Here is a 12,842-nt window from a genome sequence, read left to right as displayed (position 1 = left end):
AAGGGGCCACCGGGATTATCCCGGTGGCCCCTTCGGCTTTCTTCCACGCCGGGAACTAGCCCTCCTGGTAGATTCCCGCCATCCAGGCCTCGACGTCGTCGGCCTTTCGGGGGAGGGCGGCGCTCAGGTTCACCGGGCCATCCGCCGTCATGAGGATGTCGTCCTCGATCCGTACACCGATGCCGCGGTATTCAGCCGGGATGGCGAGGTCCTCGGCCTTGAAGTACAGGCCGGGTTCGATCGTGAAGACCATGCCCTCGGCGAGCTCACCATCCAGGTAAAGTTCCCGCTTGGCCTGGGCGCAGTCATGGACGTCCAAGCCCAGGTGGTGGCTGGTACCGTGCGGCATCCAGCGGCGGTGCTGCTGGCCTTCGGGACTGATGGCTTCCTCCACGGAAACCGGCAGCAGGCCCCACTCGGCCAGGCGCTCGGCGAGCACCGTGGTGGCTGCCGTATGGATCTCGCGGAACTTCACTCCCGGACGGGCAGCGGCGAAACCGGCGTCGGCGGCGTCGAGCACTGCTTCGTAGATCTTCCGCTGGATGTCGGTGAACTTGCCGTTCGCCGGCAGGGTGCGGGTGACATCGGCGGTGTAGAGGGAGTCAGCTTCCACGCCCGCGTCGAGCAGGAGCAGATCGCCGGCGTCGACCGTTCCCGTGTTGCGGTTCCAGTGCAGCACTGTGGCGTTGTTCCCTGAAGCTGCGATGGTGTCGTAGCCCAGTTCGTTGCCTTCTTCGCGCGCCTTGGCAAAGAACGCGCCTTCCACGACGCGTTCGCCGCGTTTGTGGGTCAGGGCGCGGGGAAGTGCACGGACGACGTCGGCGAAACCTTCCACGGTGGCCGCGACGGCGATCCGCATCTGCTCCACCTCCCATTCGTCCTTGATGAGGCGGAGTTCTGAAAGGGCTTCGCTGAGCTTCTCGTCCAAGGCATCGAGCTCGCCCAGGTCAAGGTTCTCGGGGTCCTTGGCCGTGTTGTAGCGGGCCGTGTCCACCAGGGCGTCGATGTTCTCGTCCACCTTGCGCACCAGGCGGATGGAAATGCCGCCGATCTCCGGTGCGCCGACGTTCTTGGTGATGGCCACTTCAAGTTCGGAAATGTGGGCTGTGGGCAGCCCCAAGCGGGCCTCGAACTCGGCGAGCGTCGGCCGGGGGCCGATCCAGAACTCACCGGCACGGGAATCAGCGTAGAACTGTTCGGTGTCCCTGCCCGCCAGCGGACGGAAGTAGAGCGTCGCGGTGTGGTGGCCGCCGTCGTCGCCCTTGCCCTCTGCCACCGGCTCAAGGATGAGGACGGCATCCGGCTCGTGGTCCAGGCCAAGGCCGGTGAGGTGGGCGAAGCCCGAATGCGGGCGGAAGCGGTAGTCGCAGTCGTTGGAGCGGACCTTCAACGGACCGGCCGGGATAACAAGCCGTTCGCCTTTGAACTTCTCGGAAATGGCACGACGGCGGCGGGCGGCGTGGTCCGCGACGGCGTCACGCGCAGGGGTCACCTGGGGGGCCGGCGCCCAATTGCTGGCCATGAACGCCTTGAAGGCATCGGACGTGGGCCGCTGCGAGCGGTTGTTGACGCGCTCTTGCAGTGGCTGGGACTCAGCGGAGTCCATGTGCTGGGAGTTTTTGGCATCATTCACCGTTACATCGTCCCACCAGTTCCAAGAGGAGGCCAACGGCTGCGCCATGGCGCGGCCAACGCCTGTTCCGTGATGCGGCCACCGCCTGTTCCGTGGGGAGGCCCACGGCGCAACACGCTGAACAAGCCGGCATCCCATAGGCTGGGAAAGTGAGGATTGACCTGCATACGCACTCGAATGTTTCCGACGGTACCGAAACCCCGGCCGAGGTGATCCGGTCAGCTGCCAAGGCCGGATTGGACGCCGTGGCACTGACGGATCACGACTCCACCGACGGTTGGGACCAGGCGGCGGAAGCGGCAATCCACCATGGCCTCGCGTTCGTCCCCGGCATGGAAATCTCGTGCCGCACGGACAAAGGCATCAGCGTTCACCTGCTCAGCTATCTCCACGACCCCACCCACCCCGGCCTGCTGGAGGAAATCAACAAGTCCAGGGACGCCAGGCTCACCCGTGCCGAGCGCATGGTCACCCTCCTCTCCGAGGATTACCCGTTGACCTGGGACGACGTCATCCACCATGTAGCTCCGGGCGCTACGGTGGGTCGGCCGCATATAGCCGATGCCCTGGTGGCCGCCGGGGTGGTTGCCGACCGGTCTGAGGCCTTCAACAGCATCCTCACCTCGCATTCGCGCTATTTCATCCAGCACTACGCACCTGACCCGGCACTCGCCGTCGGGCTTGTCAGGGCCGCGGGCGGCGTGCCCGTGTTCGCCCATCCCGTTGCGTCTTCGCGTGGCCGCATCGTGGGGGACAAGACGTACCGGGAGATGATCGACGCCGGGCTGTTGGGCCTGGAAATCGATCACCGCGACAATCCGGAAGAAGGACGGAAGTTCCTCCGCGACCTTGCAGCCGAACACGGCCTGCTGATCACCGGGTCCTCCGACTACCACGGCACCGGCAAACCCAACCTGCTGGGCGAGAACCTCACTGATCCGGCCGTCCTGGAAAGGATCGAGGAGCGGGGCACGGGAAGCACTGTGGTCCGCTGATGGACCTGCAGTTGCTGGCGTCCGTGATCGTCACCTTGTTCGTCATCATGGACCCGCCCGGAACCGTGCCGATCTTCATGTCCCTGACGGCACAGATGAGCGCCAAGGACAGGAACCGTTCAGCCCTGCAGGCGCTGCTGGTGGCCACCGGCGTCATCGTCGTGTTCGCGATCTTCGGCCAGTCCATCCTCAACTACATGCACATTTCCCTGGCTGCTTTGCAGGGAGCGGGAGGACTCCTGCTGGTGCTGATCGCCCTGCAGCTGCTGACCGGCAGCACCAGCGGGGAGGAGAACGCCGCCAAGTACAAGAACGTGGCGTTTGTGCCTTTGGGGACGCCGTTAATGGCTGGCCCCGGCGCCATCGTGGCAGTCATGGTGTTCGTGCAGCAGTCCACTGAGCTGTCCGAATACCTGGCTGTGGGCGCGGGGATTGCTGCCGTGCTCGTTTCGCTCTACCTCGCCATGCGCTTCGCCGGAGTCGTTCAACGCGTGCTGGGCGAGAACGGCGTGGAACTCGTGACGAGGATTGCCGGTCTGCTGCTGTCAGCTATTGCCGTGCAGATGATCGCCGACGCTGTGCAGGCTTTCGTTAAGGGCGCCGCCTGACCCGTCAAGGGAGCCGCCTGATCCGTCAGGGGAAGCAGGAGGGCCGTGGAAGACCGCTTTGGTCCCCAGCCGCTTGCGCATGACCTCGATCGCCTGTTCGTTCTGATCCACGCACACGAACTTCCTACCGAGTTTGCCGGCAACAGCGCCGAGCGTTCCGGAGCCGGCGAAGAAGTCCAGGCACCAGTCACCCTTGCGGCTTGAAGCTGTCACTACCCTGCGGATGAGCCCCTCGGGTTTCTGCGTGGGGTAGCCGGTTTTCTCGCGGCCCGTGGGGGAGACGATGGTGTGCCACCAGACGTCGGTCGGCAACTTGCCGCGCTCGCGTTTTGCGGGCGTCACCAGCCCCGGCGCCATGTACGGCTCCCGGTCCACTTCCTCGTTGTCGAAGTGGTACTTGGCCGGGTTCTTCACGTACACAAGTATGTTGTCGTGTTTGGTGGGCCAGCGGTTTTTGGCCCTCGCGCCGTAGTCGTAGGCCCATATGATCTCGTTGAGGAAGCACTCGCGGCCAAAAATGGCGTCGAGCATGACCTTGGCGTAGTGCACCTCGCGGTAGTCCAGGTGCAGGTACAGTGTGCCGTCATCGGCCAGGAGCCGCCACGCTTCCACCAGCTTTGGTTCCAAGAAGGACCAGTAGTCGCTGAAGGCGTCGTCGTAGCTGTGCAGGGCGCCCTTGATGGTGTCATAGGAACGGCCTTTGAAGCCCACCCGGTCACCGTCACCGTCCGCGTTGCGGACCATGCGCGTTTCCTGGCGCCGCTGGACCCGCCCGGTGTTGAACGGGGGATCCACGTAGATGAGTGTGAAGGCGCCGTCCGGCAGCGTGGGAAGGAACGATGCGTTGTCCGCATGTACCACCAGGTTGCTGCCGTCCGGCGCCCAAACAGTTTCAGCCATCGCCGTCCGGTTAGGCCTCGGTGGTGGCAGGCGTGGTGCCTGCGGCCTCGCCGGAAACTACCTCGCCGTTGCGACGACGGGTGCGGGTGCGGCGGGTACGCGCCGGCTTCTCCGATGCACCCTCGGCGGACTCGCGGGGAGCAGCGGTCGCGGTGCCCTCTGCATCGGAGGTACGACGGCGGCGCGTGCGGTTGCGTCCGCCCTCGCCCTTGGAGCCGGCGGAGTCTGCGGACTTTCCGTCACGGGTGCGGCCACCATCGCGACCGGATCCGCCCTGGCGGCCTCCGCTGCGCGAGCGGGAGTTCTTCTTGCCCGTCTCGCCCAGGTCCTCCAGGACCTCGGCGTCCACGCCTGCCAACATCCGCTTGTTGCGGGGCAACCGCCCCTTGGTGCCCTCGGGGATGTCGAGGTCGGTGTAGAGGTGCGGGGAGGAGGAATAGGTTTCAACCGGTTCGGGGACGTTGAGTCCCAGTGCCTTGTTGATCAGCGCCCAGCGGGGTACGTCGTCCCAGTCCACGAACGTCACGGCCGTACCCTTGTTTCCGGCACGGCCGGTGCGGCCTACGCGGTGCAGGTAGATTTTTTCGTCTTCGACGCACTGGTAGTTGATGACGTGGGTGACGTCCTCGACGTCGATGCCGCGGGCGGCAACGTCGGTTGCGACGAGCACGTCCACCTTGTTGTTGCGGAAGGCACGCAGCGCCTGTTCGCGGGCTCCCTGGCCCAGGTCACCGTGGATGGCCGCTGCTGCGAAGCCGCGGTCCACGAGTTCCTCGGACACCTTCGCGGCGGTGCGCTTGGTTTTGGTGAAGATGATGGTGCGGCCACGGTCCTTGGCCTGCAGGATCCGGGCAACGACTTCAGTCTTGTCCATGCTGTGGGCACGGTAGATGAGCTGGCGGATATCGCGCTTGGTCAGGCCCTCGTCATTGGGGTCCGCAGCGCGGATGTGCGTGGGCTGGGTCATGTACCGGCGGGCCATGGCGATGACCGGGCCGGGCATGGTGGCCGAGAAGAGCAGCGTCTGGCGGACCGGGGGAGTGCCGGCGATGAGGGTCTCGACGTCCGGCAGGAAGCCGAGGTCGAGCATCTCGTCGGCCTCATCGAGGACTACCATCTTGACGTTCTTGAGGCTTAGGTGGCGCTGCTTGTACAGGTCGATCAGGCGTCCGGGGGTGCCCACCACGATCTCCACGCCCTTCTGGAGGGCATCGATCTGCGGTTCGTAGGCACGTCCGCCGTAGATGGTGGCAATGCGGGCGTTGCGCTTGCGCGAAGCCGTCTGGAGGTCGTTGGCCACCTGGACTGCAAGCTCGCGGGTCGGGACGATGATCAGCGCCTGGGGTGCACCCTGGACGGCAAGTTTGGCGTATCCGGCGTCGTCGCGGCCTTCGATCCGCTGGAGTACCGGAATGCCGAAGCCCAGGGTCTTGCCCGTTCCGGTCTTCGCTTGGCCGATGATGTCATGGCCGCTCAGGGCCACGGGAAGCGTCATGGCCTGGATCGGGAACGGGTGCGTAATTCCGGCGTCGGCGAGGGACTCGACGATGTCCGCGCGGACGTCGAAGTCGGCGAAGGACTTCTCTTCGATCTCGTGGGGGGTCTCGTCCGAGGTGATCGTTTCCTCGGGTTCGATGGTCTCGGTTCCGGTGGAGTCCGTCAGGACTTCATGGGTGTGCAATTCACTCACAGGGAGTTTCCTTATTCATTTGGGCAGGCGCTGCATGCTCAACGGCGGCAAAGCTGTACCGGAGCACGAACTGGCGCAAGCATTTCCAGTGGAAGCCGATCGCGGGCTATCTAAGTACTGGCACTGGGGACCAGCGGGCACATCTCAAGATCGCGTAGGGGCGGGCTTGTTGAGTTCAAAAATTAACTGAATCAACGACCGGGCATCCATTACTACTGTCCCAGTCTATCCTGTGCCGGACAAAAACCCCGTTGCGCCGAAATCCCTGAGGCCCATAGCGGCCCGACACCGCGGATTCCCTGGCCCACTAGGTGTCATTCGGCCAGTTCGAACCTGATCACCCGGCCGGTGATGTCGGCCTTCACCAGGCGCACGCGCACCTGGGTTCCGGACACCAGCTCACCATCGCATCGGGCAGTGACGGCAGGTTCGGCGATCTGCACGGTGCCGTAGGGGCCATTGCCGTTGCCGTTCCCGTTGGACGGCTTGGACCCGGAAATCACCACGGCGTCGAATACCTGACCTACGTGGTTTGCCGCGAGCGCGGCTTCCACGGTGTCCAGGGCCATTCGCTCCAAGCGGCCTGCCAATGAGTCGGAAGCAGCCATGATCCCGGGCAGGTCAGGCAGCGCTTCCCGTGCCCAGGCGGGGATCTCCCGGCCGTTGCTGAGGGCTTCGCAGATCACCAGGACAAAGCGGTCAATGAGCCTGCGGAGTGGAGCAGTGGTGTGCGCGTACGGGGCCCCGATGGCGGACTGGACAACGTTCTCCGGTACCTCACCGTCGAACGGGGTGTACCCGGCGCCCCGGAACAGCATGCCGGCGGAGTGGAGGATGGCCAATTGCTTCGGATCCGAACCATCGAGGGTCCGGAGGTACTCGCCGTAGCTGATGTCGCCGTCCCACGGTTTTCCGAGGGCCTGGGTTTGGCGCTTGAAGTGCAGTAAGGAGCGCTCATCAGGGGCCGGCATGGTCCGCAGGATGCCCACCTTGCCGTCGAGCATCAATTGGGCCGCAGCCATTCCGGTCATCAGGGACATCTGGGCGTTCCAGTCCTCGATCGGCAGCGAGGGAGCAGCCACGATCCGGTAGTCGCCGTCGGTGACCTGGACGATCTCCTGTTCGGGCATGTTCAGGCTCGCCCCGCCGCGTTTGCGCTCGAGTTCGACCCGCTTCAGGCCCACTTCCTTCAGGAGCATGAGGGCCTCGGGGGCGGTTCCCGCATCGATCTGCTTCTGTGCACCCTTGTAGCTGAGCTTTGCACGGCTGCGAACGGTGGCCCGCTCCACGGACATGGAGACCACTTCCGCGTTGTGGTCGAGGTCGAAGTCCCACACGAAGGCGCTGCATTCCTGCTCTGCCAGGAGGCTCCCGGCTTGCTCGCTGATGACCTCCGGATGCAGCGGGACCCTTCCGTCCGGTGCGTAGAACGTTTGCCCGCGCCGCCGCGTTTCGGCGTCCAAGGCTCCGCCGGGGGCCACGAAGGACGGCACGTCGGCAATTGCGTACAGGACCTTGTAACCGGCATCGTTCCGCTGAATGAACAGCGCTTGGTCCAGGTCGGTGGAAGTCGCGGGGTCTATGGTCACGAACGGCACGTCCAGCAGGCTGCGGGGCGGCAATTGCAGGTTTTGAACCGCCTGGCGCGCTTCATGCTCGGCGTCGGCAGGGTAGTCGCCGGGTAGTTCCAGCTCGCTCCTCAAGGCAGCCAGGGAGGCAGCGAGCCGGTCGGAAGAATCGTCGACGTTGGGCGCTATCCGATGATGTGACACGAAAGTCAGACTAGCCCGAAAACGGCGGATAGTCTTGGACCATGGGCACGTCCACTCCTGGCGGAATTCCCGCGGACGTTCTCCCGGCAGAGCTGCTGGGAGCCATGGCCTATGGCGAATTGTCAGCGTTCGGGCGGTTGTCCGCGGACTCCCGCTTCGCCCCTACCCTCCGGGACCGGGCTACCTTTGCCAAGATCGCGGTCGGTGCATTCGGCAACTATGCGTTGATCAGCGGCCGGCTTACCGAGATGGGGCGGGACCCCGAAGACGCCATGCTTCGCTTCCAGCCGTCGTTCGATCACTTCCACGAACGCACCCCGCCAGGGGACTGGTACGAGTCTGTTCTGAAGGCGTACATCATCGACACGGTGTCCTCGGACTTCTACAGGACGGTGTCCGCCTTCCTGGATGCCGGGACACAGCAATTCGTCCGGAAAGTCGCTTCTGCGGACCAAGCCACCGAGGCGTTGCGCATCCTCCTCATGCGGGCCCTGAGGGACGATCCCAGGTTGGCTTCGCGCCTTGCCCTATGGGGCCGAAGGCTGGTGGGTGAGGCCCTCACCCAGGTGCAACGGGTGGCGTTGGAGCACCCGGACCTGCGTGCCGTACTTCATGACGGACAGGCCAAGGCGGAGGTACGCCGGTTGACGGCGGAACTCGCCGATCACCACGGCCGCCGGATGACGGGCCTCGGACTGGCTGCCTAGGCGTCCAGGGCTTCGAGCAGCGCCTTGGCCGCCGCCGTAGGGTCTTCTGCTTCGGTGATGGCGCGGACTACGACGATGCGGCTGGCTCCTGCCGCAACCACCTGCTCCACATTCGAAAGATCGATCCCGCCAATGGCAAACCAGGGAAGGGCGGATCCTGCGCGTTCCACAGCTTCGGTGGCATATGTGACCAAGCCCAGGCCCACTGGCGTCCGGCCCGGTTTGGTGGGTGTGGGCCAGAGGGGACCGACGCAGAAGTAGTCCAGTCCTTCGCTGCCCGACGAAGCCGCAATGGCCGCGTTCACCTGATCAGGCCCATGCGTGGAAAGACCTATGGCAGCGGTGTCCCCGAGCAGCTGCCGGGCCACGGGCAGCGGGAGGTCCTTTTGGCCCACGTGGAACACGGGAGTCCCGGAAACACGGGCGATATCAGCCCGGTCGTTGACCGCCCACAGCTTGGAATGCCGGGCGGCAGCTTTGTTCAGGACCTCGAGCAACTCCAGTTCCTCGGCGGCCTCAAGGGTCTTGTCTCGGAGCTGGATGATGTCCACGCCGCCTTCGAACGCGGCGTCCACAAAGTCTTCGAAATCGCCTTGCCGCCGGCGGGCATCGGTGCACAGGTAGAGGCGGGCGTCGGTGAGGAGATCAGGCTGGGTCATGGAAACCAGAGTAGTTCCTCTAAACTGGGCACGTACTGCGGGAGCCGTGACAGCGTCATATGACCGTCCGGCTGAGAGGGCTTCAGAGCCGACCGCTTGACCTGATCCGGCTAATACCGGCGTAGGGAAGGAAACCAATGGCAGAAGCCATCCAAGCAGACGTTGCCGTCATCGGCGCAGGCGTAGTCGGCCTGGGCATAGCCCACCGGATCCGGGCCACAGGCCGTTCCGTGGCCCTCATCGATCCGAACCCCGTCAGTGGAGCAACCTTTGCAGCGGCCGGGATGCTGGCCCCCGTGAGCGAACTCCACTACCAGGAAGAAGATCTCCTGGAACTGATGCTCGAATCGTCCAGGTTGTGGCCAACGTTCGTGTCCGGATTGTCCGGTACCGGCGTCACCACCGGCTACAGCACGACGTCGACGCTCGCGGTGGGTGCCGATGCCGCCGATCGACGGGCGCTCGCCGATCTGCGCTCCGTGCAACAGGCGGCGGGGCTCACAGTGGAGCCGTTGATGCTGCGGGACGCGCGGCAGCGCGAGCCGCTGCTCAGCCCCGGAATTTCATGCGCTTTCGATATCCCGGCCGACCACCAAGTGGACCCCCGCCGGCTGGCGGAGTGCATACTCGCCGGATTGGCCGCGCACACCCCGTGGGATGCCACATGGGTCCCGGGCGCGAGCAGCGGGTTCCAGCTGGCAGCGGAAGCCCGGCGGCTGCTGTGGGAGGGTAACCGCGTTGTGGGCGCTGAACTCTCCACCGGCCAAGTGGTAGCGGCAAGGGAAACGGTGCTGGCCAATGGCTTGGCGGCTGCGGCGACCGGCGGACTTCCTGAGGACCTGCACCTGCCGCTCAGGCCGGTTTACGGAGACATCCTCAGGCTCCGGGTACCGGAGGACCTGCGCCCGTTGCTGACCTCCACGGTCCGCGGAATGGTGCGGGGAGTGCCGGTGTACATCGTGCCCCGCGAGGACGGGACCGTGGTGATCGGGGCAACCCAACGCGAGGACGGGCTCTCGACGGGATCGAATGCGGTGTCTGCCGGCGGCGTGTACCAGCTGCTTCGGGACGCCCAGGTCCTGGTCCCCGCAGTCGGTGAGCTGGAGCTCATCGAAGTGACAGCCCGTGCACGGCCGGGCACCCCTGACAACGCTCCGCTCCTGGGGCGGGTGGGCGCGGCGGACGGCGCCGTCCGGGGCCTGATCATAGCCACGGGCTTCTTCCGCCACGGCGTACTCCTGACCCCCATGGCCGCACAGATCGTGGCCGGCTTGCTCGACGGTTCCGCGGATGACCGGTGGGTCCGGTTCCGTCCGGATCGTTTTTCTCCGCAAGGCGCCCTCGCCCGTCCCCGCATTCCAACACCATCCATCGCTTCCACCAAGGAAACAGCATGAACATCACACTCAATGGCGCCCGGCACACCGTGGCCGATGGCGCATCCGTCAGCACCCTGGTCACGTCCGTTACCGGCCGCGCCCTCGACCCGAGCGGACAGGCGGCCGACGGCGGCAAGCTGGGTGTCGCCGTCGCGCGCAATGCGGAGGTGGTCCCGCGTAGCCAGTGGGCAGCAACGAACCTCGCCGACGGCGATGAACTCGAACTCGTTACCGCAGTCCAGGGAGGCTGACCATGACCATCCTCAACACCGAAACCACTACTGACACGCTGGAAATCGACGGGGTCGCCTTCAGTTCGCGGCTCATCATGGGCACCGGTGGCGCGCCGAGCCTGGACGGTTTGGGGGCGGCCCTGGTGGCTTCCGGCACGGAGCTCACCACGGTGGCCATGCGCCGCTACTCGCCGGCCGAGACGGGCTCGCTGTTCCAACTGCTGGTGGACAACAACATCCGGGTGCTGCCCAACACGGCAGGTTGTTTCACTGCCAAGGACGCTGTGCTCACCGCGGAGCTGGCCCGCGAGGCGCTGGAGACCGATTGGGTGAAGCTGGAAGTCATCGCGGACGAACACACGCTGTTGCCGGACGCGGTTGAACTCGTCGACGCCACTGAACAACTGGTCAATCGGGGTTTCAAAGTCTTCGCATACACCAACGACGACCCCGTGTTGGCACTGCGACTGGAAAACCTCGGCGCCACTGCGGTCATGCCCCTCGGAGCACCGATCGGGACCGGTCTGGGCATCCTCAACCCGCACAACATTGAAGTCATTGTGTCCCGTGCCTCCGTGCCTGTTGTCCTGGACGCAGGCATCGGAACTGCTTCCGATGCGGCACTGGCCATGGAGCTCGGTTGCGACGCTGTCCTCCTGGCCACAGCGGTGACGCGTGCCCAGAACCCTGTCCAGATGGGTGAGGCATTCATGCACGCCGTCAAGGCAGGCAGGCTGGCCAGGCTGGCAGGCCGCATTCCACGGAGGGAACACGCGCTGGCATCATCGGCGATGGAGGGCCGGGCAGAGTTCCTCTGAGCCTGTACCAACCTGCGACGGCAGGTACTGCTGACAACTGTGGCCACCACCCCATGCGGGTGGTGGCCACAGTTCTTAGTCGCCCGGTTGAGCCGGGAAGGTGCTACAGACGGAGTGCTTTGGTGAGCGCTTCAGTGTCCCGCAGGGTCCGGGTCCTGCCAAGGAACACCGCGACGCCTGCCGCAGCTGCCGTGCCAAGGACGATCGGCAAGACCCATGGAATCCAGGTCAGCCCCGGCTGGTAGCCGAAGCCGGCCGCAATGAAGGCGATCCAGCTGAGGGCCCCGACTCCGAGGGATACTCCCGCGGGGACGGCAATGCCGTACTTGCCATGCCGTTTGTCGTTTGCCCACACCAGGAAGCCGGTGGCGACGGTTACGAACACCATCACGACGAGGGAAAGCATGGGGTCTCCTTAGCGTTGCGGGCGTTCTGGATTAGAGTGCGCCGAAGCCCACGCGACGAACTTCCTCAGCGCCGATCTCGACGTAGCCCAGGGCACCGCCCGGAACAATGACCTGACGGCCCTTATCATCGGTGAGGCGCAATTCCGAGCCCTTGGACAGGGCGTCTGAAACAAGCTTGCCTACGGCCTCGGCATCGAGCGAGGATTCGAGCACAATTTCGCGGCCAACGTTCTGAATGCCGATCTTTACTTCCACAACAAGGCCTCCAAGCCAATCAACGTTTTAGGTCAGTCCCTTATTTGTAGCCTAGGACTCTTTGGGGAATCGACTGATTCCGCGCCAAGCTAAACGATAGATCAGATCACTGGCCACATCGAGGTCAAGGTTTCCATCCGTTTCCAGCCAGTACCGGGCGCTGACCTGCGCCATTCCCGCGAGGCCGCGGCCCAGCAACTGAGCTTCAAGGGGCGGCAGCTTGGTGTCTTCGGCGATCACATGGGCTACTGCGTCCGCAAACGTCTTGTTGAACGTCTCCAGGCGTGAGCTGACGTCGGGATCGTTGATGAGGTCCGATTCGAAGACGAGGCGGTGGGCCTGGTCGTCATCGGCAATGAACTTGTAATAGGCGCGCATTACCGCCTTGACGCGTTCCTTGTTGTCCGTGGTGGAGTTCAGCGCGCTGAGCATCAGTTCCGTCAGTGCGGCCAGATGGCTGTCCAGCAACGCCATGTAGAGGTCCCGTTTGGAGGGAAAGTGCTGGTAGAGGACCGGTTTGCTGACGTGGGCGGTTTCGGCGATCTCATCCATGGCTGCTCCATGGAAGCCATTGGAAACGAAAACCTCCAATGCCGCGTTCAGTAATTGTGCCCGGCGCTCGTCCCGCGGCAACCTTGCTGAGCGGGTGGAACCGGACCGTTCCTGCTTTGCTGCCCCATCGTTTGCCCGTGCGCCGTCAGCCACAGTCTGCCGCCTTTCCTTTGCAGTTATGACCACTGTACCGGTGGGTAATATGACCGGGCGGCATCGGCAGGCATACATTGG

At 64.6% G+C, this 12,842-nt stretch carries 14 protein-coding genes and 1 riboswitch; of the genes, 6 read left to right on the top strand and 8 right to left on the bottom strand.

The window, feature by feature from the left end:
- Positions 1 to 55 precede the first annotated feature (55 nt).
- On the bottom strand, positions 56 to 1,606 hold the full coding sequence (locus tag QN084_RS03740) for an aminopeptidase P family protein (protein ID WP_256869797.1): 1,551 nt from the start codon (positions 1,604 to 1,606) through the stop codon (positions 56 to 58).
- Between the two features lie 176 nt (positions 1,607 to 1,782).
- Between QN084_RS03740 and QN084_RS03735 the strand changes: the two genes are divergently transcribed.
- Positions 1,783 to 2,628: a PHP domain-containing protein gene (locus QN084_RS03735; RefSeq protein WP_069695193.1), complete on the top strand. Its 846-nt coding sequence runs from the start codon at positions 1,783 to 1,785 to the stop codon at positions 2,626 to 2,628.
- Positions 2,628 to 3,236 carry a MarC family protein gene (locus QN084_RS03730; protein ID WP_021471793.1) on the top strand — a complete coding sequence of 203 codons (609 nt, stop codon included), beginning with the start codon at positions 2,628 to 2,630 and terminating at the stop codon, positions 3,234 to 3,236. Before QN084_RS03735 ends, QN084_RS03730 begins: the two co-directional genes overlap by 1 nt.
- On the opposite strand, the gene QN084_RS03725 is transcribed toward QN084_RS03730, so the two are convergent.
- From QN084_RS03725 to QN084_RS03715, 3 genes are all read right to left on the bottom strand, one after another.
- A complete protein-coding gene (locus tag QN084_RS03725; RefSeq protein ID WP_021471794.1) occupies positions 3,174 to 4,136 on the bottom strand; it encodes a DNA-methyltransferase in 963 nt (320 codons plus the stop codon). The genes QN084_RS03730 and QN084_RS03725 overlap by 63 nt on opposite strands.
- A 10-nt stretch (positions 4,137 to 4,146) precedes the next feature.
- Complete coding sequence (locus QN084_RS03720) at positions 4,147 to 5,826, bottom strand: DEAD/DEAH box helicase (RefSeq protein ID WP_069695192.1); 1,680 nt, start codon at positions 5,824 to 5,826, stop codon at positions 4,147 to 4,149.
- 314 nt (positions 5,827 to 6,140) lie between these two features.
- A complete protein-coding gene (locus tag QN084_RS03715) occupies positions 6,141 to 7,598 on the bottom strand; it encodes an RNB domain-containing ribonuclease (RefSeq protein WP_069695191.1) in 1,458 nt (485 codons plus the stop codon).
- A 41-nt stretch (positions 7,599 to 7,639) separates the two neighbouring features.
- On the opposite strand from QN084_RS03715, the gene QN084_RS03710 reads away from it, so the two are divergent.
- On the top strand, positions 7,640 to 8,305 hold the full coding sequence (locus QN084_RS03710) for a ferritin-like fold-containing protein (protein WP_069695190.1): 666 nt from the start codon (positions 7,640 to 7,642) through the stop codon (positions 8,303 to 8,305).
- Here the strand turns inward: QN084_RS03710 and thiE are convergent.
- Positions 8,302 to 8,964, bottom strand: a complete 663-nt coding sequence (thiE, locus tag QN084_RS03705; RefSeq protein ID WP_069695189.1) for a thiamine phosphate synthase — start codon at positions 8,962 to 8,964, stop codon at positions 8,302 to 8,304. The two genes, QN084_RS03710 and thiE, sit on opposite strands and share 4 nt — an antisense overlap.
- A 27-nt stretch (positions 8,965 to 8,991) precedes the next feature.
- Positions 8,992 to 9,109, top strand: a riboswitch (TPP riboswitch).
- On the opposite strand from thiE, the gene thiO reads away from it, so the two are divergent.
- From thiO to QN084_RS03690, 3 genes are all read left to right on the top strand, one after another.
- Positions 9,102 to 10,361, top strand: coding sequence for a glycine oxidase ThiO (thiO, locus tag QN084_RS03700; RefSeq protein ID WP_069695188.1), 1,260 nt, complete (start codon positions 9,102 to 9,104; stop codon positions 10,359 to 10,361). (Overlaps the previous riboswitch by 8 nt.)
- Positions 10,358 to 10,594, top strand: coding sequence for a sulfur carrier protein ThiS (gene thiS / locus QN084_RS03695; protein ID WP_021471800.1), 237 nt, complete (start codon positions 10,358 to 10,360; stop codon positions 10,592 to 10,594). The genes thiO and thiS overlap by 4 nt, the downstream gene beginning before the upstream one ends.
- Positions 10,595 to 10,596: 2 nt before the next feature.
- Entirely contained in the window at positions 10,597 to 11,394 is a 798-nt protein-coding gene (locus QN084_RS03690) for a thiazole synthase (protein WP_021471801.1), read from the top strand.
- A 103-nt stretch (positions 11,395 to 11,497) separates the two neighbouring features.
- On the opposite strand, the gene QN084_RS03685 is transcribed toward QN084_RS03690, so the two are convergent.
- Genes QN084_RS03685 through QN084_RS03675 form a run of 3 tightly spaced genes read right to left on the bottom strand, consistent with a single transcriptional unit; the run spans position 11,498 to position 12,839 of the window.
- A complete protein-coding gene (locus tag QN084_RS03685; protein ID WP_069695187.1) occupies positions 11,498 to 11,800 on the bottom strand; it encodes a hypothetical protein in 303 nt (100 codons plus the stop codon).
- Between the two features lie 31 nt (positions 11,801 to 11,831).
- Positions 11,832 to 12,056, bottom strand: a complete 225-nt coding sequence (locus tag QN084_RS03680; RefSeq protein WP_021471803.1) for a DUF3107 domain-containing protein — start codon at positions 12,054 to 12,056, stop codon at positions 11,832 to 11,834.
- A gap of 51 nt (positions 12,057 to 12,107) precedes the next feature.
- A complete protein-coding gene (locus tag QN084_RS03675; protein WP_031216330.1) occupies positions 12,108 to 12,839 on the bottom strand; it encodes a TetR/AcrR family transcriptional regulator in 732 nt (243 codons plus the stop codon).
- Between the last annotated feature and the right edge of the window lie 3 nt (positions 12,840 to 12,842).

The organism is Paenarthrobacter sp. R1, assembly GCF_030264015.1.
GTDB lineage: Bacteria > Actinomycetota > Actinomycetes > Actinomycetales > Micrococcaceae > Arthrobacter > Arthrobacter ureafaciens.
Note: the sequence above shows the minus strand (reverse complement) of the source record. Positions and strands in the feature narration are given on the sequence as shown.

Bases quoted from the DNA above. Each gene is read 5' to 3' on its own strand.
- QN084_RS03740 (WP_256869797.1), bottom strand. From the start codon at position 1,606: ATGGACTCCGCTGAGTCCCAGCCACTGCAAGAGCGCGTCAACAACCGC.
- QN084_RS03730 (WP_021471793.1), top strand. From the start codon at position 2,628: ATGGACCTGCAGTTGCTGGCGTCCGTGATCGTCACCTTGTTCGTCATC.
- QN084_RS03725 (WP_021471794.1), bottom strand. From the start codon at position 4,136: ATGGCTGAAACTGTTTGGGCGCCGGACGGCAGCAACCTGGTGGTACAT.
- QN084_RS03710 (WP_069695190.1), top strand. From the start codon at position 7,640: ATGGGCACGTCCACTCCTGGCGGAATTCCCGCGGACGTTCTCCCGGCA.
- thiE (WP_069695189.1), bottom strand. From the start codon at position 8,964: ATGACCCAGCCTGATCTCCTCACCGACGCCCGCCTCTACCTGTGCACC.
- thiO (WP_069695188.1), top strand. From the start codon at position 9,102: ATGGCAGAAGCCATCCAAGCAGACGTTGCCGTCATCGGCGCAGGCGTA.
- thiS (WP_021471800.1), top strand. From the start codon at position 10,358: ATGAACATCACACTCAATGGCGCCCGGCACACCGTGGCCGATGGCGCA.
- QN084_RS03690 (WP_021471801.1), top strand. From the start codon at position 10,597: ATGACCATCCTCAACACCGAAACCACTACTGACACGCTGGAAATCGAC.
- QN084_RS03685 (WP_069695187.1), bottom strand. From the start codon at position 11,800: ATGCTTTCCCTCGTCGTGATGGTGTTCGTAACCGTCGCCACCGGCTTC.
- QN084_RS03675 (WP_031216330.1), bottom strand. From the start codon at position 12,839: ATGTATGCCTGCCGATGCCGCCCGGTCATATTACCCACCGGTACAGTG.